Annotated in this window: 24 protein-coding genes; 21 read left to right on the top strand and 3 right to left on the bottom strand. The window is 53.8% G+C overall.

Translation table 11 applies throughout. From position 1 onward, the window contains the following. Window positions 1–332 precede the first annotated feature (332 nt). The 21 genes from mobQ to L9O85_RS05720 all read left to right on the top strand — a co-directional run bounded on the left by mobQ (window position 333) and on the right by L9O85_RS05720 (window position 16,806). Entirely contained in the window at window positions 333–2,030 is a 1,698-nt protein-coding gene (mobQ, locus tag L9O85_RS05820; RefSeq protein ID WP_301579862.1) for a MobQ family relaxase, read from the top strand. A gap of 398 nt (window positions 2,031–2,428) precedes the next feature. After that, the gene (locus L9O85_RS05815) at window positions 2,429–3,007 is read left to right on the top strand and encodes a TetR/AcrR family transcriptional regulator (RefSeq protein ID WP_301579860.1); all 579 of its coding nucleotides are present in this window, start codon (window positions 2,429–2,431) and stop codon (window positions 3,005–3,007) included. Between the two features lie 110 nt (window positions 3,008–3,117). After that, window positions 3,118–3,732, top strand: a complete 615-nt coding sequence (locus L9O85_RS05810; RefSeq protein WP_301579859.1) for a class I SAM-dependent methyltransferase — start codon at window positions 3,118–3,120, stop codon at window positions 3,730–3,732. Window positions 3,733–3,736: 4 nt separating this feature from the next. Continuing rightward, window positions 3,737–4,342, top strand: coding sequence for a class I SAM-dependent methyltransferase (locus tag L9O85_RS05805; protein ID WP_301579858.1), 606 nt, complete (start codon window positions 3,737–3,739; stop codon window positions 4,340–4,342). A 12-nt stretch (window positions 4,343–4,354) separates the two neighbouring features. Then, window positions 4,355–5,260, top strand: a complete 906-nt coding sequence (locus L9O85_RS05800) for an alpha/beta hydrolase (RefSeq protein WP_301579857.1) — start codon at window positions 4,355–4,357, stop codon at window positions 5,258–5,260. A 44-nt stretch (window positions 5,261–5,304) separates the two neighbouring features. Next, on the top strand, window positions 5,305–5,988 hold the full coding sequence (locus L9O85_RS05795; RefSeq protein ID WP_301579856.1) for a class I SAM-dependent methyltransferase: 684 nt from the start codon (window positions 5,305–5,307) through the stop codon (window positions 5,986–5,988). An 11-nt stretch (window positions 5,989–5,999) separates the two neighbouring features. Next, window positions 6,000–6,863, top strand: coding sequence for an MBL fold metallo-hydrolase (locus L9O85_RS05790; protein ID WP_301579854.1), 864 nt, complete (start codon window positions 6,000–6,002; stop codon window positions 6,861–6,863). Then, window positions 6,860–7,561 (top strand): L-2-amino-thiazoline-4-carboxylic acid hydrolase, encoded by a 702-nt coding sequence (locus L9O85_RS05785; protein ID WP_301579852.1) that lies wholly within the window; start codon window positions 6,860–6,862, stop codon window positions 7,559–7,561. The genes L9O85_RS05790 and L9O85_RS05785 overlap by 4 nt, the downstream gene beginning before the upstream one ends. After that, entirely contained in the window at window positions 7,561–8,055 is a 495-nt protein-coding gene (locus L9O85_RS05780; protein ID WP_301579851.1) for a hypothetical protein, read from the top strand. The genes L9O85_RS05785 and L9O85_RS05780 overlap by 1 nt, the downstream gene beginning before the upstream one ends. Window positions 8,056–8,065: 10 nt before the next feature. After that, window positions 8,066–8,839 (top strand): alpha/beta fold hydrolase, encoded by a 774-nt coding sequence (locus L9O85_RS05775; RefSeq protein ID WP_301579849.1) that lies wholly within the window; start codon window positions 8,066–8,068, stop codon window positions 8,837–8,839. Window positions 8,840–8,848: 9 nt separating this feature from the next. Beyond that, on the top strand, window positions 8,849–9,691 hold the full coding sequence (locus L9O85_RS05770) for a class I SAM-dependent methyltransferase (RefSeq protein ID WP_301579847.1): 843 nt from the start codon (window positions 8,849–8,851) through the stop codon (window positions 9,689–9,691). Next, a complete protein-coding gene (locus L9O85_RS05765) occupies window positions 9,688–10,614 on the top strand; it encodes a ketopantoate reductase family protein (protein WP_301579845.1) in 927 nt (308 codons plus the stop codon). Before L9O85_RS05770 ends, L9O85_RS05765 begins: the two co-directional genes overlap by 4 nt. Beyond that, entirely contained in the window at window positions 10,611–11,273 is a 663-nt protein-coding gene (locus L9O85_RS05760; protein ID WP_301579844.1) for an L-2-amino-thiazoline-4-carboxylic acid hydrolase, read from the top strand. The genes L9O85_RS05765 and L9O85_RS05760 overlap by 4 nt, the downstream gene beginning before the upstream one ends. Beyond that, window positions 11,270–11,866, top strand: a complete 597-nt coding sequence (locus L9O85_RS05755) for an L-2-amino-thiazoline-4-carboxylic acid hydrolase (RefSeq protein WP_301579843.1) — start codon at window positions 11,270–11,272, stop codon at window positions 11,864–11,866. The genes L9O85_RS05760 and L9O85_RS05755 overlap by 4 nt, the downstream gene beginning before the upstream one ends. Window positions 11,867–11,886: 20 nt before the next feature. Continuing rightward, window positions 11,887–12,681, top strand: coding sequence for an alpha/beta fold hydrolase (locus L9O85_RS05750; protein ID WP_301579842.1), 795 nt, complete (start codon window positions 11,887–11,889; stop codon window positions 12,679–12,681). Then, window positions 12,678–13,319 (top strand): N-acetyltransferase, encoded by a 642-nt coding sequence (locus L9O85_RS05745; protein ID WP_301579841.1) that lies wholly within the window; start codon window positions 12,678–12,680, stop codon window positions 13,317–13,319. The genes L9O85_RS05750 and L9O85_RS05745 overlap by 4 nt, the downstream gene beginning before the upstream one ends. Then, window positions 13,316–13,807 carry a hypothetical protein gene (locus L9O85_RS05740; RefSeq protein ID WP_301579840.1) on the top strand — a complete coding sequence of 164 codons (492 nt, stop codon included), beginning with the start codon at window positions 13,316–13,318 and terminating at the stop codon, window positions 13,805–13,807. The genes L9O85_RS05745 and L9O85_RS05740 overlap by 4 nt, the downstream gene beginning before the upstream one ends. A 193-nt stretch (window positions 13,808–14,000) precedes the next feature. Then, window positions 14,001–14,480 (top strand): hypothetical protein, encoded by a 480-nt coding sequence (locus L9O85_RS05735; protein ID WP_301579838.1) that lies wholly within the window; start codon window positions 14,001–14,003, stop codon window positions 14,478–14,480. A 60-nt stretch (window positions 14,481–14,540) separates the two neighbouring features. Further along, entirely contained in the window at window positions 14,541–15,260 is a 720-nt protein-coding gene (locus L9O85_RS05730; protein WP_301579836.1) for a DUF6796 family protein, read from the top strand. Beyond that, a complete protein-coding gene (locus L9O85_RS05725; protein WP_301579834.1) occupies window positions 15,257–16,075 on the top strand; it encodes a class I SAM-dependent methyltransferase in 819 nt (272 codons plus the stop codon). Before L9O85_RS05730 ends, L9O85_RS05725 begins: the two co-directional genes overlap by 4 nt. A gap of 104 nt (window positions 16,076–16,179) precedes the next feature. Next, window positions 16,180–16,806, top strand: a complete 627-nt coding sequence (locus tag L9O85_RS05720; RefSeq protein ID WP_161213597.1) for an L-2-amino-thiazoline-4-carboxylic acid hydrolase — start codon at window positions 16,180–16,182, stop codon at window positions 16,804–16,806. A gap of 65 nt (window positions 16,807–16,871) precedes the next feature. Here L9O85_RS05720 and L9O85_RS05715 read toward each other — a convergent pair whose 3' ends face one another. The 3 genes from L9O85_RS05715 to L9O85_RS05705 are packed head-to-tail and all read right to left on the bottom strand — an operon-like array spanning window position 16,872 to window position 20,959. After that, window positions 16,872–18,605: an ABC transporter ATP-binding protein gene (locus L9O85_RS05715; protein ID WP_301579833.1), complete on the bottom strand. Its 1,734-nt coding sequence runs from the start codon at window positions 18,603–18,605 to the stop codon at window positions 16,872–16,874. After that, window positions 18,605–20,362 carry an ABC transporter ATP-binding protein gene (locus L9O85_RS05710; RefSeq protein WP_301579831.1) on the bottom strand — a complete coding sequence of 586 codons (1,758 nt, stop codon included), beginning with the start codon at window positions 20,360–20,362 and terminating at the stop codon, window positions 18,605–18,607. The genes L9O85_RS05715 and L9O85_RS05710 overlap by 1 nt, the downstream gene beginning before the upstream one ends. Window positions 20,363–20,383: 21 nt before the next feature. After that, window positions 20,384–20,959 carry an MptD family putative ECF transporter S component gene (locus L9O85_RS05705; RefSeq protein WP_301579829.1) on the bottom strand — a complete coding sequence of 192 codons (576 nt, stop codon included), beginning with the start codon at window positions 20,957–20,959 and terminating at the stop codon, window positions 20,384–20,386. Window positions 20,960–20,986: the final 27 nt, after the last annotated feature.

Genomic DNA, 20,986 nt, shown 5'->3' with positions numbered 1-20,986 from the left:
GAAACCGGGGGTCTCCCTCCTTTTTTCTCCCGTAAGGGCGCACTTACTCACCACCTGTAAAACAGGCGGTGGTATGCCTGCGGCATCGTGCGCTCTCCGAGGGGGACTGCGGCTTCTGCGGAAGCCTCCAGACAATGCCACAGCACCTGCGGGTGCTGCTGTCATCGTCTGCGCAGGTGCAAGCTGTTTCCGCTTTGGAAACAGCTTGCACCCTGCCTGCACAAACCTGCCACCGGCAGCTTTGTTTGCGGCTATGACCCGAAGCTCGACTTCGGGTCATTTTCTCTTTTGCGAAAGAGAAACAGAAAAAGAAAGAACGAGGTGAACAAGAGATGGCGATTTATCATCTGGAAGCGAAGGTGGTCAGCCGGGGCGCAGGTCGCTCTGCCGTGGCCGCTTCCGCTTATCTGAGCTGTTCCCGCCTGTATAATGATTACGACGGGATTCAGCATGACTACACGAGAAAACAGGGGCTTGTCTGGCAGCAGATATTTTTGCCGGAATATGCCCCGCAGGAATGGCAAAACCGGGAAAAGCTCTGGAACGCCGTGGAAGAAGTCGAGACAGCCAAGGACAGCAGGCTTGCCCGTGAGTTCGTTGTGGCCCTGCCCATCGAGCTAAACCGGGAGCAGCAGATCGAGCTTCTGCAAAATTTTATCCACGAGCAGTTCGTGGCGGAAGGGATGTGCGCCGACGCTGCCATCCACGACACCGACGGTCACAATCCCCACGCTCACATTCTCTTGACGGTGCGCCCTCTTGATGAACAGGGCCGCTGGCAGTACAAGACCGAGAAAGAATATCTCTGCGTCAGAAACGGTGAAGAAAAGGGCTTCACTGCCGCCGAATTCAAGACGGTGCAAAATGAGGGCTGGGAGAAGCAATATCCCTACAAGATCGGCAAAAAGAAGGTGTACATGACACCATCTGCTGCCGAGGTGCAAGGGCTTGTCCGTGCAGACAAGCATCCGAAAAGCACCTGCTACGGCAGGCAGAATCCTATCTCCGAACGCTGGAACAGCGAAGAACAGCTCGTAGAATGGCGCAAGGCGTGGGCGGATGTGACCAATCTCTATCTGGAACGTGCCGGACGGGCGGAGCGCATCGACCACCGCAGCAACGCCGCACGGGGGCTGGATGAGATCCCCACCATCCATGAGGGTGTGGCAGCGCAGGCATTGGAGCGCAAGGGAATCATCTCTGACCGCTGCGAGATCAACCGGCAGATCAGGGCAGACAATGCGCTGCTGCGGGAATTAAAAGCTGAAATTAAGAAACTGGCCGCACTGGTCGTCCGTACTGTCCCCGCCATTGCGGAAGGGCTGGAAAAGCTGCGCAGCCGTGTGCTGATCTTCTGCTACCAACTCTCTCACATTCGCAGCGGCAAATCGCATATTCAAAAATCTCTTTCCGTATGGAAGCCAGAGCTGGAGCGTTATACCGGGCTGGTACAGCAGATCAAGGAAAAGAGCAAGGAGCGCAAGGCGCTGGTTGCTGAGAAAAAGGAATTGCCAATATACCATGTGAAACGCCACAAGGCGCTGACTGTCCGCATTGCCGAGCTGATAGAGGATTTGGAAGAACTGCGTTCCGAAAAGGCGCTCCTTTTGCAAAAATTTGAGTATGCGGAGGATGCAGGCGCAGAGGAATTCCGCAAGGATATTGCCACCATGGAGGCCGGTCTGAAAAAGCTGGAGACGCAGGAACAGAAATATTCCGCCGAGTTGGATAAGGCTTTGACCGAATACGCTGAACTGAAAGCGCAGGCTACGGAGTTTGACCCGGTGGAGTTGTATGAAGCACGGCGGGCCATCCGTCCTGTACAGGAAAAGGAGTCGGAAAAGCAGTTAGAGGATGCCATGCATGAGAAGCCATTTCTTATTATGCTGCTCGGTGCCAAACAGGAAACATCCAGACTGCTCGGAGAGGATGCAGAAGAACGGCAGGTGCGACAACTCATTGCTCACAAAAGGCAGGAGCAGCATCGAAATTCAATCAGCAAACGAAAAAGAAGTGACCCTGAGCGGTAATCATGTAAAAGGCGGCGGCTCTTACGAGTCGCCGTCTCTATACATGGGGCATGTCGTTGAGCGTTGTGCAGATCGTTCCCCAGGAAGATTATTGCAGATATCATATGTCGTTCATGTTGTGTTAATTCCTGCTTTTTTCTTGTAATCAACCCATCTGTGCAATATGAAACAAAATGGGTATCAGAACGTAGCGTTTGGATGCTTCGTTCTGATGCCCTTTTACGATATAGTTTCTTTTACAGCGGCGACAACGATTACCGGAATTCCGTCGTCTCTTTCTGCAACACTGCACTCCTTTTGATTAGCGATTTTTTCTCCACACCCCTTGCAAACCAGAAAGAAGCGCGGTATAATATGACCAAATAAACTGAAACGGTCATATTTAAGGAGGCGCGGGCTTGGCTTTTACCGATTACGAGACTGAGCAGCTCCGCAAGGCGTTGCTGAAGGAAACGAGACATTGTGCTGTCACGCTGGGGATGAAGAAAACCTCAGTGGCTCAACTGACAAAGGCTGTCGGTATCGCAAAAGGCTCGTTTTATAAATTCTACGAATCCAAGGAGATGGCCTTCTTCGCGGTTTTGGAGAACATTCACTCCGAGCTTTACGGAGTGGCTGACCATGCACTGAGCGAAACTGACGGCTTGCCGCCGTCGGAGCGCGCGGCAAAGGCGGTCCTTGCCGTCTGCCGGCGGCTGTCCGATACCGGCGACATGGCTTTCATTGAAAACGATGCAAAGCTGCTTTTGCAGAGACTGCCGGAGGATGTCAAAAATGTGCATTACCACGACGACGAGACGCACATTCGTCAGCTTCTGGAAAAATATGACCTTGCGCCGAGTCGCGGCATCTCTTTGGCTGCCGCCACGGTGCGGGGACTGATTCTTACCGTTTCTCACAAGGAGCAGATTGGGGAGCTGTACCCGCAGGTGCTGGAAACGCTGGTGTACGGCGCTTGCAGGGAGTTATTTGAATAAGCGAAAGGCCGCAGTAATGCGGCTTTTCCAAGACACGATAGTTAGCGATATCTAACCAAATAACTGCACGTATCGGTTAGGCGAATCTAACATCGAAAGGAATGATAGCGATGCAGGAACACAAGAATTTCTGGGACAAAAATGCCGGTCGGTACGACCGCTTTATGCGAAAGGATCGGGCAGCGTATGAGGAGATGTATGCGCACATCCGGCCGGTGGTGAAAGCAAAAACGGTGTTGGATCTGGCGACCGGCACGGGGCTAATCGCAAAACATATCGTAAACGCAGCGGCACACATCGAGGCGACGGACGCTTCCGCGGAAATGATTGCGGAAGCCAAGCGGGACAATCACTCGGCGAAGCTGCACTTTTCCGTGCAGGATATGTTCCGCCTGCCCTACGCGGATGAATCTTTTGATGTGGTGATCGTGTCAAACGCACTGCACATCGTGCCGCAGCCGGAGAAAGCCCTGCAAGAAATCAAGCGGGTTCTGAAGGATGACGGCGTGTTGATTGCGCCGACCTTCACCCATGCCGGAAACTCTTTTTCCGGCATGGTCAGGGCATTTTTTATGAAACTGGCAGGCTTTCCTCTCCACAGCAGGTGGACCAGCGAGGAATACCTGCGCTTCCTGCAGCAAAACGGCTGGACGGTGCGGAAAAGCACTGTTCTGAAGGCATCCTTCCCGCTGACCTATGCGGAATGTGTGAAATCGGAGGTGTGATAAGATGTCATTTTTTGAGAACACCAGAAAGCCTGTGGGGCTTGGCGGGAAAATCATGGTCGCTATGATGAACCTGGGGCACAGTCCTGTGGCACGGTGGGGACTTCACTTTTTGGAGCTTACTCCGGACGCCAAGGTGTTGGACTGCGGCTGCGGCGGAGGGGCGAACATCAAGAGACTTCTGAAAAAATGCCCGGAGGGTATTGTCAAAGGCATTGACTATTCCCCCGTCAGTGTGGAGAAATCCAAAAAGGTCAACGAGGCCGCCATAGCGGAGGGCCGCTGCACCGTTCTGCAAGGCAGCGTGGCGGATATGATCTTTGCAGGTGACTGGTTCGATGCGGTAACGGCCTTTGAAACCGTCTATTTCTGGCCCGATCTGCCGCAATGCTTCCGGGAGGTCTATCGGGTGCTGAAGCCCGGCGGAACATTACTCATCTGCAACGAAAGCAACGGCGATACGGACAAGGACAAGAAGTGGACGGAGATCATCGGCGGCATGACCATCTACAAGGACGCCGAGCTGAAGACGTATCTGGAGCAGGCGGGCTTTCACGATGTGCAGATACACAAAAAGAAAAGTTGGCTCTGCATTACGGCGCGGAAATGAGGGGGCTAAATCATGAGTATCTTTGCATCTATCTTACGCAGCGTATACAAGCTCTCCGGCGCGAAAAAGGCGTTCGCCTTGCCGGAGGATGCACTGCGAAAGGAAATTGAAAAGCAGAACCGGCATCGTGGCGTTTTTACGCCCACCGACCGCAAGGCATATTATGAAACGATCGCGGTAAACGGCTTTCCCTGCCTGATCGTGCGAGAGCATACGAAGCCGTCCGAGCGCGCGATTCTCTACTTCTTCGGCGGCGGTATGGTGATCGGCCCCGATAAGGGCGACCTGCCTGTGATGCGCAAGCTCTGCCGCGAGACCGGCTGTGATGTGTGGTTTCCGTTTTACCCGCTCTGCATGGAACACTGCATTACTGAAACATACGCGATGGTGTACGAATGTTATCGAAAAATGATTGCACTGTACGGCGGCGGAAATGTCAGTACCTGCGGCTTTTCCTCCGGCGGTGCGCTGGCTTTGGGGATCGCGGCGCACAACAACGCGCAACCCGAGCCGCTGCCGCAGCCACGGCATATCGTCGCCGTATCCCCCGGTGAGGTGCCGTGGAACGACGCGGAAAAGGCGCGGATGCAGGCGCTCAATAAACGGGACGTTTCCATCGACTATGCCTTTATGGTGACAGTGGAGAAGTTCATGCGGTACGGCTGCGAGAATGTGCCGGACTATATGCTCTCCGGCTCCCGGGGAGATTTTACCGGCGTAGGCGATATCCACTTCTTCTATTCTGCCGACGAGGTGCTCTACGGTGCTCTGCCGGACTTTGAGGAAGCCTGCAAACGGGCAAATGTCCCCTATACGGTGTCCGCCCGCCCGAAGATGGTGCATTGCTACTGTATGCTGCCGATCTTCAAGGAGGCAAAGGAGGACTTTGCGAAAATCGTGAACATTTTGAAAAAATGAGATTGGAAACGGTCGTGTGAGGATTGAAACACGGAGGGAAGGCCATGGAACGAAAAGAAGCCATTCGCGGTGCGTACCGAATGACGGGCGGCAATAATTTTTATGATGGTATGATCACCTGCTCTACCCTGAGCGGGAAAGCGGTGTGCCGCTTGGTGTGGGCAATGAACAAGGCGGAAAACGACGCCTATCTGGAAAAGGCAATGTCCGGTATTCCGGAGCATTTCTCCGGCAAGCTGCTGGAAGTGCCGGTGGGAACAGGGATTCTGACCATGCCGGTTTATCAGACGATGCCCGAAGCGGACATCACCTGTCTCGATTACTCGGCGGATATGATGGGGCAGGCACAGGAAAAAGCGAACCGCCTGCACCTGAAAAATGTAACCTTCCGGCAGGGCGATGTGTGTGCGCTTCCCTATGAAGACGACACCTTCGACATCGTTTTGTCGCTGAACGGATTTCATGCTTTTCCGGACAAGGAAGCCGCCTATCGGGAGGTTTTCCGGGTTTTGAGACCCGGCGGGACATTCTGCGGCTGCTTTTATGTGAGGGGCGAGCACAAGCGGACCGATTGGTTCGTCCGGCATGTTTATGAAAAGGCAGGTTTTTTCACACCGCCCTATGAGACGGTTTCCAGCCTGAAAGCACGGCTGGATGGAATGTATGCGGATGTGGACATGGGAAACCTGAAAAGCATGGCATGGTTTAACTGCCGGAAAGCAAAGTAGGAGGCAATGGTATGTCAAAGAAAGCAACCGAATTTCAGAAAAAAGAAATGAGCAAAATGTACCGCGGCAAGGAGATCTTCAAGCCGCTGAACACCGGCTGGATCGACGAAAATGTCGCCTGTGTGCGCGAATGGGTGGCGAATATCTTTTTCTACCGCAAGGGCGATACGACCATTATGATCGATGCGGGCTACAACTACGACCGCCTTGCCGAAAAAATGGGCTGGCTCGGCATTGATCCGAAGTCGATACGCCATATCCTTATCACCCATCAGGACACCGACCATGTGGGCGCGGTGGAGTCCGATAGTCCGGGATTGTTCCGGGACGCAAAGCTGTACATAGGCGAGGTTGAGAACCGGTATCTCACCGGCGAGGTGCGGCGAAAAGTGATCTATCATCTCTATAAATTACCGCAGGTCACGATTAACAACGAAAAGGTGCTGCTGCATGACGGCGAGGTTTTCGACATTGACGGCATCAAAATCGAATGCTTCCTTGTTCCCGGTCATACCTGGGGTCATATGGTCTACCTCATTGACGATGAGTATTTGTTTACCGGCGACACGCTGTGGTTCGGCGCAGATGGCGGATATAGCTTCATTTCCTCGTTGGCAGAGGACAATAAGCTGGCTGTGCAGTCACTTGCGGAGCTGGAGCGTAAGCTGCGCGCACGCGGTTTGCATCCGTATTTCATCACCGGTCACACGGGATGGACGGACAATTTGGAATTTGCTTTTGCCCATAAGGACAAGCTCTGTTCGCCATTCAAGAAACGGGTACACGACCCGTCGGCACCCTATGATGCCTACGACGAATCGGACGACACCGAAGAAAATGCAAAGAGCGGTTTTCTGAAAGGCGTGGGAAGATGAAGGACAGCGAATTACAAATTGACCGCAGCTGCCATGTGCTGTATTCCAAGCCCTGCAAAAAGGAAATACTGGCGAAAATCGCCCTTCACTATCCGGAGGCGGAGCGCGAGGCGGTCTGGGAGCAGGTGCAGCTGAGATACGCAGAGCTTCTTTCCGACTGGCGCACAGACCTCGGCGGCAAGAAGAATTTTCACAACGGCGCAGGCGGCACCTACGACTGCATCGCCATCATGTGCTTTTACGATGTGTGCCGGGATGTGGTCACATTCCGCGAAATGGAAGAGATCGAAGAGAATCTGATCCTGCCGGCGTTCCGGAAGCTGCGCTTCGTTGACATCAATAAGCCGTTTTGGAAAAGGCTGATGTATCGGGCATTCACCACCGCCAAAAAGCGCTGCGATGCATGGCACGATTACGAGATGAATGTTGCGCCTTACGAAGGCGGCAAGCCCATCTATTATGAATTTACGGCGTGTCCGGCGGCGGAATTTGCCAAGCAGTTCGGATTTACGGACATTATGCCCGCCCTGTGCAATGTGGACTATGCGTCCATGGAGCTGCTGCATGCCAAGCTCGTGCGGACAACTACCTGCGTGGACGGCTGCCAGTGCGACTACACCATCTGCGGCGATCAGGACCCGTATTTGAAGGAGCACCCCGAATACCGGGATGAGGCGGGCTTCAGGAGGAATCGGTAATGCTTTTACAGGTGATTTTGGAGGGCATCGGGCTGGGCGTTCTGCTCATTTCGGTTTGCGCCATCGGTATCCGCAAGGGCGCGGTGGGCATGGTGCATCTTTACAGCCCTGAGGTGCAGGAGCGGTGCGTAACGCTGGGGCTCACAACACACGAAAAAATAAAGCAGAATGCTTTGATTTTCAAAGCGGTATGCGTTCCCGGTTATGTTGCCTATGTGCTGGTGAGCGTCTATGCACTCAACGGTGCGCGGGGCTTTCTTGCAGGCTTCTGGCAAATGCTCGTTATTTTATCGGTGATGAACCTGATGGACCGTTTCCTTGTTGATGATTTTTGGGTCGGTCACACAAAGGCGTGGACAATTCCAGGAACAGAGGACTTAAAACCATACATCACCGCAAAAGACAAAGCAAAAAAGTGGCTGTTCGGCACAATTGGTATGGCGGTCATTTCGGCAGCACTGGCGGCGATTATGATGCTTTTTATGAAAATATGAGGTGATAGAAATGCTGTTTCAAACATATGGCGACAGGAGGAATCCTGCCGTGCTGTTCTTTCATGCTATGGGCGTGACAGGCGCAAGCAGCGAACCGGTTGTGAAATATTTGCAGGATCGGTATTTCTGCATTCTGCCCACCTCCACCGTTTACTGTGCCGGGCAGAAATATGTCAGCAAGGCGGACGAAATACGGCAGGTGGAGGACTTTCTGCATCGACAGGGCGTGGAGCGGCTGGCGATGGTGGTCGCTTCTTCCATCGGTGCAGACCTTGCCATGGCGTTTTTGACAAGCACGAAGCTGCCCATTGGACATGTTTTCTTCGATGGCGGGCAGTTTGCGCAAATCGGAAAAGGTACGCGCCGCATCATGACGCCGTTTCTGTATTTTGCCATCAAGAGCCTATATTGGTCGAAGGGCGGCACACTGAAAAAGATTCTGTGGTGTGACGATGATTCCATAAAGCCGTATTTTATAGCCGCAGGGGAAAATCTGACCTATACAAATTTGCGCCGCCAGATGGCGGACAGTCTGGAGGACAAGCCCTTTCCGCCGCTTTCAAAAGAATTGCAAAAACATACCTATTTCGAGTTTGGCAGTATAGAAGATCATTTCAAATACCGTCAAGCAGTGATGGAAGCCTACCCCTACGGCCATTATCCTGTGTTTGAGGGATACGATCACATGCAATATCAGATTCGCGATTCAAAGGGGTTCGCCGAAATGCTGGCACACATCGCCGAGCGTGACTGTATGCCGGAACTGCCATTTTTCAGAAATTGAGTGATACCCATGAAATACAAAATCGAGAAAAACACCGTACAGGAGACGCTGATCATTCCGCTGTATGCGCGGAAGGTCTGCTCAGAACTATACCCGAATCTCTACCAAGATGAAACAGCGGTTCGCCTGATTAACGAAATCGACTATGACTTTTCGGATGCTGATAAGAACGCCCGCAGTCTGATGCAGCGCTTCGGCTCACTGGAAGTCGCCATGCGGCAGAATGACCTTGCCTTTGAAGTGCGGGATTATCTGAAAGCGCACCCCAATGCGGCGGTGGTCAATCTGGGCTGCGGGCTGGACAGCACCGGAAGAAGCTGCGACAACGGCAGTTGCAAAATCTACAATCTGGACTTTCCCGATGTCATCACCGTGCGCAACGAGTTGCTGCCCGCCGGAGAGCGGGAGCAAAACATCCCCTGCGACCTGAATGACACGGCATGGTTCTCCGAAATCGATGCCTCCGGCGGCGCGGTGTTCTTTGCCTCCGGCGTGTTCTACTACTTTTTGACTGAGCAGGTCAAGGCGCTGGTACAGCAAATGGCAGACGCTTTTCCGGGCAGCGTGCTGGTGTTTGACGCTGCGAATCGGACGGCGGTGAAGATGATTGCCAAGACATGGCTCAAGAGTGCGAAGATCAAGGATGTGGGCGCATATTTTGCGGTTTCGGACGCTCCCCAAGAGATCAGTGCGTGGGACAGCCGCTTGCAGGTCTCGAGCCGCGGCTATATGCTGGGCTACAACGATCTCTGCGATCCATCCGTCAGCGGCTTTTTCCGTTTTCTTGCCAAGGTCGGGGATAACGGGATGAAAATGCAAATTGTGAAGATCAGATTTGGAGGCAATCAATGAAAATTCTGGTATACGGTGCAGGCGTTCTGGGGTGCAATCTGGCAAGAAATCTGCTGCGTGCCGGAAAGGACGTCACCTTGCTTGCGCGGGGAAATTGGGCAGCGGAAATCAAGCAGAACGGACTGCGGATCAAGGATAAGTTTTCGCCCCGCGTATCAATCAGCCGCATTCCGGTGGTGACTGAACTTGCACCGGATGCAATGTACGATGTAATCTTTGTGGTCCTGCGCTATACGCAGTTGGATTCCGCTCTGGACACCTTGCGAGAGAATCAGACGAAAAATATCGTTTTTGTGGGAAACAATGTGCGCACCGGAGTCCTTGCCGCCTCGCTACCGGAGAAAAATGTTCTGTTTGCCTTTGCGCTCTCTGCCGGGCATCGGGAACCTGACCGGGTCGTTTCTATCGACCTGAAAAAGATCACCATCGGGCAGCTGCGTGGGGCGGTCTCCAATGCGGAACTGATCGGAGAGATTTTCGGCGGTACCAAATACAAGGTCGTCTATGAGCCGAATATGGAGGACTATCTGCTCTGCCATGCGGCCTTTGTGATGCCTGCGGCCTTCGCCTGCTATAAGACGGACGGCGACCTGAAAAAGCTTAGGAGAAATACGGTGTACCTTGGACGGGTGATCGATGCCAACATTGAAGGCTACCGTGCCATACGCAATGCGGGACACGACATTTTGCCAAAGGCGGATGCAGACTTTGAGAGCGAAAAGTACCGCAAGACCTGTCTGCGCTTCTTTAAACTCATGTGCGCCACCTCACTGGGCAAACTATGTGCCTCCGACCACGCCATGAACGCCATAGACGAAATGAGCGCCCTGAATCGGGATATCAAGCGGTTCTTTGATGAGAACGGCGCGGCTTATCCCGTGTGGCAGGCGCTGGAGGCAGAGGCCGGGAGATACTTACGATGAAATACGCCGGAATGCCTTTCGGCATGTGGACGCTGTTTGCGCCGTCCTTCCGAAACCAGCTGACAGCGGTGTTCGGCTACGGTACGAATACGGCAAAAGCCATCACGAAAAAAGCAAAGCCGAAATACAGGGAGATCATCTCCGAGCTGCCCGAATTTGAAAAGAGCGATCGCTTCAAGATGAACATCGTCAACTGCGCAATGATCGGTGCGTTCATCCTCTCCATGCCGGAACACCCGGATGTGGAGCGGCTGACGGAGTATTATGCAAAATCCATGATGACAAAGCCGATGAAATGGTTTTGCCGCAAGAGCGGAAAAAACAAGTTTACCCCCAAAGATATTTCCGGCATGAAGGCGACCGCCACCTTGAAAGCCGCCGACCGCAACCCATATTCGTGGAACATGGAGTTTTACGAATATCCCGACGGCAGCGGCTACGAGGGACGCTTCACCAAATGCGGCATCTGCGTGCTAATGAAAAAGCTGGGGCTATATGACCTCACTCCCGCGCTGTGCCGTCTGGACTACACCATGAGCGAAGCCGGCGGCGCGACTGATTTTGTGCGGCAGTACACTCTCGCCTCCGGCGGCCCATACTGCGACTGCGGGTATAAAAAGAAGGGCTTCGTGAAAGCAGGGACGGAGGCAGGACGATGAAGGAAACCTATCTCTCCCGTGATTTTCGGGAGACTGCGGCCCAGAACTTTCCCTCGCAGGCCAAGGAGCTGAATGCATTTTTTGATGCGCGGTTGAATGTGCTGCTGGCTGAAAATGCAGATGCAAGCAAGGAGAAGCAATACCACCTCCAGCGGCAGATATTACCGGGCATTGCGGCCTACGAAGCCTTGCAGCGGGTCATGCCGAAAGAGGAGGCGCTGCAAATCGTTCACGGCTATGTGGAGCGGCTGGCGAGAACGAGCCACAAACAGCTTGCAGCCCTGCTGCACATACCGGGGCTTTACCGCCTTGTCCCCGGCGTTTTTGTCAAGTCCACACGGAGCGTCTTCGGCCTGGCGGCGGGCTTTGCCCCAAAAGAACTGCAGACCGGTAACGGCGTCTGGCGTGTGGATATGATGAAGTGTCCCTATCACGACACCTGCGCAGAATACGGCTGCCCGGAGCTGTGCCGCTGCTTTTGCGACAGCGATGACATCAGCTATACCGGGCTGCATCCGAAGCTGATCTGGGAGAGAACCATAACGCTGGGGCGCGGCAATGATCGCTGTGATTTTTGCATGAAGGTCCGATAATAGCGGGGAGGCATATTGGCATGGAGATCAAACGATTCGGCGATATGCGGGGAAAGACCATTATGCTGCTGCACGGAAATCTTATGTGCTGGCGGCAGTTTGAGGATTTGATCCCGCTGCTGGAAAGGAAATTCTGCGTGTATGCCGTCAGCTTCGATGGCTTTGACGGAACAGGCAAAACAACCTACACGACCGCCCAGAATCAGGCGGACAAGTTGGCCGGTTATATTGAAAAAGAGCTTGACGGACGACTGGATCTGCTTTTTGCAGAGTCGCTGGGCTGTGGACCGGCTGTTTTTCTGAAGGCTTCTCCAAACATTCGGATTGGTCGAATGATCCTCAGCGGGCCGGAGTGTCTGGATTTTGGCGTGCTGAATCGACTGATTTTGAAGGTCATGCCGCAAAAGCAGTATCGAACGGCACACGAAAAGTATATGCCTGCATGGGCGTTGCGCTTTATGGGGCAGACGGAGCAGGGAATGCAGACCATGCTCCGCCGTATCCCGGATCATATCAGCTTGGAATCCGTCCGGGCCACTTGGGAGGCAGGGCTTTATCTCTATCGGACGGACTTTCCGGTACAGCCCGATGCAAAGGTCGCCTGCTGGTACGGAGAAAAAGAAGGGCATATGAAAAAGGCCATCCAGCGACTGCGGAAGGCATATCCGGGTCTGATCGTCCGCTGCTTCCCCGGTTTTGGTCATGGTGAGATCATCAATCATCCGGCGCTGCTTGCATCGGAGCTGGAACGCTTTCTGGCGGACGGCGAGACAGTGGGAGATGCGCAGCAGAATCAGGAAAGTGAAATACAATGAAAGTTACAACATTGGACGAGAAATCCATCCATGATATCGGCCACGCTTTCAGCTATTATGACTACGGAGAGGAAACGGGAATGGCCGCTGCCTTTTCCGGGAAAGAAGCCACTGCAAACTATATCTGCGCTTATGTGCGCGGGGTGCTGCGGGGCGGCTTTCTGCACACTATCAGCGAGCAGGGCGAGGGCTATATCGCCTATAAGCTGCCAAAGGAGAAGATGGGACTCAAGACGATGTGGCCCATTGCCTGCGGAATGCTGCGCAACTCCACCCTGAAGCGCCTTCTGCGGTTTGGCATCGCTATCAAGCGGGGAGGGGCTTCCCTGCAAGACCGCATGGACAAGGAAAAGAAACCCTACATTTTCGTTGGACTTGTCTGTGTGCGGGAGAAATATCAGGGGCAGGGATATATGCGAAAGGTGCTGGACATTGCCTTTGCCGAGGGCAATCGGCTGGGTGTGCCGGTGATTCTGGAAACCGATGCCAAGTCCAAGTGCGACAAATATGTCCATCTGGGCATGGAACTTGCCGGAGTGCGGGACATCGGCGAATTTGGAAAGCTGTATGACCTGATCAAAAAACCGGACGCGGAAAAGCAGCAGTCTGTCAGTACGGAGGCATCAACATCAAAATGAAAATCACGGTTCTTGTAACGCTCATGGTATTTCTGGCATACTTTCTTGTTTTATACGGCGGGGTGGGTTTCATTCAGGACAAGCGTTTTTTCTCATCCGCACCAAAGGAAAATCTGGACGCAATCCCCGATACAAAGGAACGATTTCCCGGCGCACATAGTATCGGCTGGGTGATTGAGATCATTGCCATCCTGCTTTTTCTCGCTGCGGCGGCACTAAGCGTATGGGACGGCGTCAGAAACGGCTTCGGCTTCCTGGACTTCTTTGTGCGGTTTCTCGCCGTGCTCTACGCCATGGAGATCTACGACATCATTTTCTTTGACTGGGTGCTGCTGTGCCACTCCAATTTCTTTCCGCATTTCTATCCGGAGCTGAAGGGCGTGATCGGTCCGCATATGTTCGGCTATAACAAGCGAACACATATCCGGCACTTTGTGATCTACATTCCCACCTCCGCTGTGGCAGCGTGGCTTTGCGCGCTGCTTTGAGGACGTGTGACAGAAGCAATCGTTTTGGGAGGCAGAGATTTTCTATGCGTGTGATAAAAAAAGTCCTGCATGAAAAAAGAAAAACAACAGAAGCCCATATCCAGCAGCTTCAGCAGGCGGGGAAACAGGGTGTCCGATATACAGCGATGATGCCAGATGCCCGATTCGCACGCAGACTGAGAAGGGAAAAACAATGATCATACTGCAATTGTTGATTTATTGCCTGCTGTTTACCGCAATGGTAAAAATCGCTGTGATCGGCGGGGCGGTCAATGGACTGTACTTTTATCCCAAGACGGTGCAGGGCCAAGCCATTGAGCTGGGACTGATCGACCGCAATACGATGAACCGGAAACGAAAGCGCTTTATGATTTCGTTTTACATCGTGATGCTTGCTGCTCTTGTGCTGATTATTGGTATGTGGAACAGGGCTTCTACCTTTGGTGAAGCCTATTGGCAGGCGCTGCTGTTTCTTGAGGTCATGAATGTTTACGATGGCGTTGTAATTGACAAGCTATGGGTCGGGCACAGCCGATTTTGGGTGCTGCCAGGGCTTGAAGATGCACCGTTTGTGCAGACCTGGCGGCAGGTGCTGAAAAAGCGAAGCATACTGGCGTTGATCTGGGTCGTAGGAGCGGCAATTGTCGGCGGTATTGTCGTTTTGATCTTCTAAGAAGGAGGAAATTGCCCAAATGAAAAGCAGAATTACGAACTGCAATTGGAGGCAAAAAAGATGAAGACGGAGAAACCGAAAAAGCTGATTCGATGGTACATCCTCGGTGCGATCGGAGCAGTTCTGATGGCTGCCGGGGACTGGCTGCTGGGGTGCGTTCCGCTTCAGAAAACCGACACCAGCCTTTTCAACAGAGCCTGTTATCTGTCTGGCTATTATGGGCTGTGGAGGCCCGTGCTTACCGTTGGACTGGGAGCGATTGGGGGCTTTCTCTATTACTTTGCGGTAAAAGCACTGAATGCGGACATTGATACAAAGTACAGAAAAACAAAGATCATTCAGTATCTGTGCGGAATTTTCACCGTTGCGGTGGCGCTGACGATCCACACCTGGGTGGCTACCATGGCGTGGTTCACCACCTATCTGGGCCCGCGCATCGGAGAAGAAGCCGCCATCGCGGCGGTCACCGCCTATCAGGACGGCATGCTCCTCGCCATTGCGCCGATGTACGTTCCGATGATACTGGCTTTCGGCATCCATTTCGTGATGCTGCTTGCGGGCACGACATGGTATTCCCGGTGGATGCTGGCTTTTCACCCGGTCACATGGAATCTTCTGCTGGTTGCTGTTCCTGATATTGCACAGGCCATGCAGGTGCCGACAGCCACATGGATGTCCGTAATGAGCCAGAGCAGCACCAATACCGCCATCGTGATCTGGTGCATTGCGGCGGCGGTTTATGCGAGAAACAATTTTAAGAGAAAGGAATCACTTACATGAAAAGCACTATTTCTGATGTTCAAAAGAAAATCAAAGTGGGAACGCACGGAGAGGACTACGGCAGCTGGATGTCAAATCCGGTCTTCTATGTTTTTGGGGGAATTGCGCTGGTGACGCTGGTGCTGACTGCACTGTCTTTTACCGTATTCCGCATCACGGTTTTGGGCGTTGTGTTCGCCGCAGCCACCGTGATTCTGGTGGCACTGCTGTGCTGGATGGCGTGGATCCGCCGCCAGTACGCCTTCGGCAAAGGCGGCATGATGGAAAAGGTGCATCAGACAATTCTGAGCAGCCTTGACTTTGACGGTCACGGAAGCCTGTTGGAGGTCGGCTGCGGCTCCGGTGCGCTGGCGGTCCGTGCAGCGCTCACATGGCCGGAGGCGAAGATCACCGGCCTTGATTATTGGGGCGCCATGTACAACTACAGCAAAGCACTCTGTGAAAAAAACGCAGCGTCCGAGGGTGTCGGTAAGCAATGCGGCTTTGTCCACGGCGATGCCAATAAGCTGGATTTCCCGGACGGGAGCTTTGATGCTGTGATCAGCAACTACGTCTATCATAACATTATGGGTGCGGACAAGCATGCCCTGCTGCTGGAAAGCCTGCGGGTACTGAAAAAGGGCGGCGTGTTTGTCCTGCATGACAATATGAAGCCCCAGATGTACGGCAACATGAACGCCTTTGTGGAAAAGCTGAAGAGCATGGGCTTTGCTGAGGTACGCTATGTGGAGACAGCGGAGGCCATTTTTGGTTCTAAGCAGCGTGCGGCTATGATGATGCTGGGCGATTCTGCTATGATCGTTGGAAGAAAATAATGCCGGAATCAGTAGGGATGCAATCCATATGAAAAGAGCTTATCATTCCGGCGGCTGGACTGCGCTTTTTGAGTCTGTAAACAAATTACAGGAGGACAAGTGATATGAAATACAACGGCTTTTATTTCTGGATGTTCAAGAGTCCGATGAAAGCAGTCCTGACGGAGAAATACGGCAACGCATATGCTGGGGAGACTATGAAAAAGAGCAAAAAAGTCTATCGTGAACTGGTCGGGAAAGCTGCCGACATTGGTGACGACAACCCAATGGCATACAACGAGCTGTTTGCACTCGCCTTTGTCGCACCTTACATAGCAAGCGGGAAGAAGATCCCCCCGGAGACGGTGCAGGAGATGATGCGGCGTTCGCTTTACCACATCAAGTGGTATTTTGCGAAAACCGACCTGAACACCGATAAGGGCAAGGCAGAGAACAAAAAGAGCATCGTGAAGTATGTCAAGTGGTACACGCCGGAAAAGGAAAAACAATATCCGACATCGTTCAAAGTGGACTTTGAGGGACAGCCTCATGAAGGAGCTTGCTACTACCGCATCACCCGCTGCCCCATCTGCGCCTATGCGGAAAAGCTGGGCGTTTCCGAGTTGATGCCGCTGTTCTGCGAGTTGGACGAGGTGATGATCACACTCCAGCACGGCGTGCTGCATAGAAAGCAGACGTTGGCAAACGGCGGAGAATTCTGCGACTATTACATTACAGGAAACAGAGAATAAACGAAGAAGCTCGTATCGTCAATAATGATACGAGCTTCTTTTCATATTTTTTAGATTGTGTTTTTTCAGACCTTCCATCCGGCAGCCTGCTTGCGCTCCACCACAAAGCGGCGGTAGAGCCCGTCAACAGCAACCAGCTCGTCATGCGTGCCCTGCTGGACGATCTCACCGTGATCGACAACGAATATTTTGTCGGCGTTGCGCACAGTTTTCAGCCGGTGAGCGATCATGATGACCGTCTTATCGTGGGTCAATTCCGCAACGGCCTCCATCAGCTCCTTTTCATTTTCGGGGTCAACATTGGCAGTGGCTTCGTCCAGAATGATGATTGGTGCGTCCTTCATAATCGCCCGGGCGATGGAAATGCGCTGCCGCTCGCCGCCGGAGAGCGTTGCACCGCCCTCACCGATAACAGTGTCAAAGCCGTCCGGTAGCGCCATGATAAAGTCGTAGCACCGCGCCTTCTTTGCTGCAGCCTTTACCTCCTCCATGGAGGCATCGGGCTTTCCGAAGCGGATATTGTTGGCGATGGTGTCCGAGAACAGATAGGTCCGCTGAAGCACAAAGGAGAAATTGCGGATGAGGCTGTCGTAGCTGTATTCCCGCACATCCCGCCCGCCAAGGCGCACGCTGCCTGACTGCACATCCCAGAACCGTGCCATAAGATTGCAGAGAGTGGTCTTGCCGGAGCCGGAGGGGCCGACGATAGCGACCGTGGTTTTCTCCGGAATCGTCAACGACACATCTTGCAGAATGGGCTTGCTGTCGTAGGAGAAGTTTACATGAGACAGAGCAATGTCCTCCCGCTCCGGCGACAGTTCCTCCCCGTCAATATCCATGGGCTCTACATGCAGAATCGCGTTTGCCTTATCCACACCAATGTCGATAGAACGGAACAGGGACGAAAAGCTCCCGGCGGAGTCCAGCTGCTCAAAGAGAATGAAGGAGCAGATCAGCATCAAAAGGCAGTTTGTAAGCTCCATAGTGCCGCCGAAGTAAAAGCCGATGGCAGCGGTGCAGACGGCAACGCCGGTGAGCTTGTTGACGATGAACTGCGCCAGCATATAAAGAACAGACGGTATCTCCATGGCGAAGGAAGCCTTGCGGGCTTCCTCTACAGCCCCATGCACCTGGGTTGCGGAATCGTGGGTCAGGTCAAAATTCTTGACCTCGGCGATGCCCTGCACATATTCCAGCACCTTGGACACAAGCCGCTCGTCGGCATTGAACTTCCGCTGGGAAAGGGCCTGCTCCGCCCGCTGCATGGCGGCGTTGACGGCGAAGAACAGCAGAAGTCCCACCAGTGTTATAAGCCCCATACGCCAGTCAAAGAGGAACATCATGACCGCGATGATGCCGGAGGTCAGGAAGCCCCTCGTTGTGACCATTACCACGCGGGTAGCCACATTCGCCATGTTTTCCATGGTGTTGGTGGTGACGGACGTGACCTCGCCGAGGCTGTTGTCATTGAACCAGCCCATAGGCAGGTAGCGCAGGTGCTCGGCGATTTCGATGCGTTTGTTGGCGCAGGCTCGGTAGCCCGCACGGGTCTGGAGCATGGTAGCCTTCATGTTGATGGCGATGGTCACAATCAGTGATGCAACGATGATGCCGAGGCTCGTCCATAAAGTTGCCATAGTGACGTCCCTTTCCAGCAGCGCCTGAATGACAATGGCAGCGGCAGGAATACGCATGGCGGAGCAGATGGCGCTGACCACGCCCAGCCAGATAGAAGTGACAAACAGTTTGCGGTTGTCTTCACCGCAGAAGGCGAAGAATTTTTTCAGCGTCTGAAGCATTACGCCACCTCCCCGTCGTCTTTGACGCTGATGTGGGCTTCCCACATGGTTTGATAAAGCGGGCAGGAAGCAAGCAGCTCCGCCTGCGTGCCGGTCGCTTCGATCTTGCCTTGATTGACAACAATGATCTGATCGGCGTCCGCAATGGTGGACAGCCGGTGGGCAATGACCAGTAGCGTCTTGCCCCGCACCAGCCTTGCCAGTGCCGACTGGATGACCGCCTCGTTTTCCGGGTCTGTGTAGGACGTCGCTTCGTCCAGAATGACGATGGGCGCATCCTTCAGCATGGCACGGGCAATGGAGATACGCTGCCGCTCGCCGCCGGACAGATGCCCGCCCGACGCGCCGCACACGGTCTGATAGCCGTTTTCAAGCCCCATGATAAACTCGTGGCAGCCGCATTTTTTCGCCGCATCGATGACTTCCTCGTCGGTTGCGCCCTTTTTGCCCATGCGAATATTGTCCATCACCGAAAGGTCAAAGAGATAGTTGTCCTGGGAAACATAGGCGATGCGCTTCGTACACTCCACCAGCGGAAGTGTACGGATGTCCACGCCGCCCAGCTCAATGGCGCCGTCCTTTACATCCCACAGAGAGGCGATAAGCCGGGCAATGGTGGACTTTCCGCTGCCGGAAGGCCCGACCAATGCGTTGACCGTCCCCGGGGCAACGTGCAAATTGACTCCGTGCAGTACCTCCTTGTCGTGATAGGCAAAGCGGACATCCTTCAGCTCGATGGCGTTATCGGCCGGCAGCCTTTCCGCCGTCCTTGGGCGCTGCATATCCTCACCGGACAACACCTCCGCCACCTCGCCCACGATGGTCGTTACCTGGGCAATGTCATCGGTGTAGGAAAAGGCGGTGATCAGCGGCTGCATGACGCCGAAGGACAGAACGATGACCGTGAGAAACGTCTCCGCCGACAGTGTGCCGTGCATATAAAGGAGGCAGCCCACCGGCAGGATGCCGAGAAGCGTTGAAGGGAGTGTCGCCATTCCGGCTACCTGCCCGAACAAACTCCCGCGCATCCAGTCAATGAAGCAGTCCGCGCCTTCCTTTGCGGCGGAGACAAACTTTGCGTAGCTGGTTTTAGACTGACCGAAGGCCTTGATGACCTCAATGCCGCTGATGTATTCCACAGCCGTGTCGTTCAGTGCTTTTGTGGCGGTGACGGTGCGCTGGAATTTTTCTTCGTAGCCGCTGAACATGGACGCAAAGCAGCCAATGCCAAGCGGCACGACGATCAGCATGGAAAGCCCCATGCGCCAGTCCTCGATAAACAGCAGCACCAGTACCGCCAGCGCACCGACGATGTTGGCAGTCATCTCCGGCAGCAAATGGGCAAGGGTGGTTTCAATGGAGTCCACGCGCTCGACGATAATGTTCTTATAGGAGCCGGAGGAATGGTCCAGCACCGTGCCAAGGGGCAGCGTTGCCAGCTTGTCCAGCAGCCGTGTGCGGGTATTGGCCAGCACATGGAAGGTGGCGTGATGGGAGAGGGACGTGGACACGCTGTGCAGCACATAGCGTAGCACCCAGCAGCCCGCCATCCACGCGCAGAGCGTCAGGCAGTACGTCAGCTCCGCCGTGCCGTTTACCAGTGCGGTGATGAGCCGGATGATGATGAAATACGGAATAAGCGAGCAGGCGACGCCCAGCAGCGCCGTAAGGACGCTCAAAGCGTACTCACCGTACCGCCCTTTTGCCAGCTCTGCCAGCCACGAGGCGGCTGAGCGCTTTGGCTCAATTTCTTTCATGGTGAACTCCTTTCGACTGCATTACGCAGCCAGATGCTTCTTCACGATGCCCTTGCCGATAGCTGCTCCGATGAATGCGGCCACGATCACACCGGCCACCAGCGCCACGGATACCCAAGACTGTAGCATCTCAGATGCGGCAAGGATGGTGTCCTGACGGCCATCGGTGACCATCTGATCCGCCATCGCTTTCGCAGCAATCGCATAGGGAATGATGGTGCTGCCGAAGGCGGCCATCACCTGATTGATGACATAACTGACGGTCAGCGCCTTTGCATTGCCGTAGCCCATCTTCCACAGCAGCAGCTCGGCAATGACACCGGAGAGAATAAAGAGGATGATGTACGGCAGATATCCGCCCATAATGGCGCGGACAATGCTGTAAATCAGGATCGCACCGGGCTTTTTCACCTTCGTGCCGATGATGAAGTAGACGATGCCCTCCAGCAGGGCGAAAAACACCGGCATCAGAATGATGGTAATGGGCGTTGCGTACAGGACGGAGCTGGCGAAGAAAATGACCACATTGATTAGAGCCAGCAGGACAACGGTGATGATGTCCTTGACTTTCAGTTTATTGGGGTTTGCAGTACTCATGGTAAAGACTCCTTTTTGAATGAAATA

Source organism: Lawsonibacter asaccharolyticus (assembly GCF_022453915.1).
GTDB classification, from domain to species: domain Bacteria; phylum Bacillota; class Clostridia; order Oscillospirales; family Oscillospiraceae; genus Lawsonibacter; species Lawsonibacter asaccharolyticus.
Note: the sequence above shows the minus strand (reverse complement) of the source record. Positions and strands in the feature narration are given on the sequence as shown.

Coding starts and splice junctions, on each gene's coding strand:
- L9O85_RS05745 (WP_301579841.1), top strand. CDS start 12,678: ATGAAAGTTACAACATTGGACGAGAAATCCATCCATGATATCGGCCAC.
- L9O85_RS05720 (WP_161213597.1), top strand. CDS start 16,180: ATGAAATACAACGGCTTTTATTTCTGGATGTTCAAGAGTCCGATGAAA.
- L9O85_RS05790 (WP_301579854.1), top strand. CDS start 6,000: ATGTCAAAGAAAGCAACCGAATTTCAGAAAAAAGAAATGAGCAAAATG.
- L9O85_RS05755 (WP_301579843.1), top strand. CDS start 11,270: ATGAAGGAAACCTATCTCTCCCGTGATTTTCGGGAGACTGCGGCCCAG.
- L9O85_RS05730 (WP_301579836.1), top strand. CDS start 14,541: ATGAAGACGGAGAAACCGAAAAAGCTGATTCGATGGTACATCCTCGGT.
- L9O85_RS05780 (WP_301579851.1), top strand. CDS start 7,561: ATGCTTTTACAGGTGATTTTGGAGGGCATCGGGCTGGGCGTTCTGCTC.
- L9O85_RS05710 (WP_301579831.1), bottom strand. CDS start 20,362: ATGAAAGAAATTGAGCCAAAGCGCTCAGCCGCCTCGTGGCTGGCAGAG.
- L9O85_RS05725 (WP_301579834.1), top strand. CDS start 15,257: ATGAAAAGCACTATTTCTGATGTTCAAAAGAAAATCAAAGTGGGAACG.
- L9O85_RS05760 (WP_301579844.1), top strand. CDS start 10,611: ATGAAATACGCCGGAATGCCTTTCGGCATGTGGACGCTGTTTGCGCCG.
- L9O85_RS05770 (WP_301579847.1), top strand. CDS start 8,849: ATGAAATACAAAATCGAGAAAAACACCGTACAGGAGACGCTGATCATT.
- L9O85_RS05740 (WP_301579840.1), top strand. CDS start 13,316: ATGAAAATCACGGTTCTTGTAACGCTCATGGTATTTCTGGCATACTTT.
- L9O85_RS05805 (WP_301579858.1), top strand. CDS start 3,737: ATGTCATTTTTTGAGAACACCAGAAAGCCTGTGGGGCTTGGCGGGAAA.
- L9O85_RS05750 (WP_301579842.1), top strand. CDS start 11,887: ATGGAGATCAAACGATTCGGCGATATGCGGGGAAAGACCATTATGCTG.
- mobQ (WP_301579862.1), top strand. CDS start 333: ATGGCGATTTATCATCTGGAAGCGAAGGTGGTCAGCCGGGGCGCAGGT.
- L9O85_RS05765 (WP_301579845.1), top strand. CDS start 9,688: ATGAAAATTCTGGTATACGGTGCAGGCGTTCTGGGGTGCAATCTGGCA.
- L9O85_RS05735 (WP_301579838.1), top strand. CDS start 14,001: ATGATCATACTGCAATTGTTGATTTATTGCCTGCTGTTTACCGCAATG.
- L9O85_RS05810 (WP_301579859.1), top strand. CDS start 3,118: ATGCAGGAACACAAGAATTTCTGGGACAAAAATGCCGGTCGGTACGAC.
- L9O85_RS05775 (WP_301579849.1), top strand. CDS start 8,066: ATGCTGTTTCAAACATATGGCGACAGGAGGAATCCTGCCGTGCTGTTC.
- L9O85_RS05795 (WP_301579856.1), top strand. CDS start 5,305: ATGGAACGAAAAGAAGCCATTCGCGGTGCGTACCGAATGACGGGCGGC.
- L9O85_RS05705 (WP_301579829.1), bottom strand. CDS start 20,959: ATGAGTACTGCAAACCCCAATAAACTGAAAGTCAAGGACATCATCACC.
- L9O85_RS05800 (WP_301579857.1), top strand. CDS start 4,355: ATGAGTATCTTTGCATCTATCTTACGCAGCGTATACAAGCTCTCCGGC.
- L9O85_RS05715 (WP_301579833.1), bottom strand. CDS start 18,605: ATGCTTCAGACGCTGAAAAAATTCTTCGCCTTCTGCGGTGAAGACAAC.
- L9O85_RS05785 (WP_301579852.1), top strand. CDS start 6,860: ATGAAGGACAGCGAATTACAAATTGACCGCAGCTGCCATGTGCTGTAT.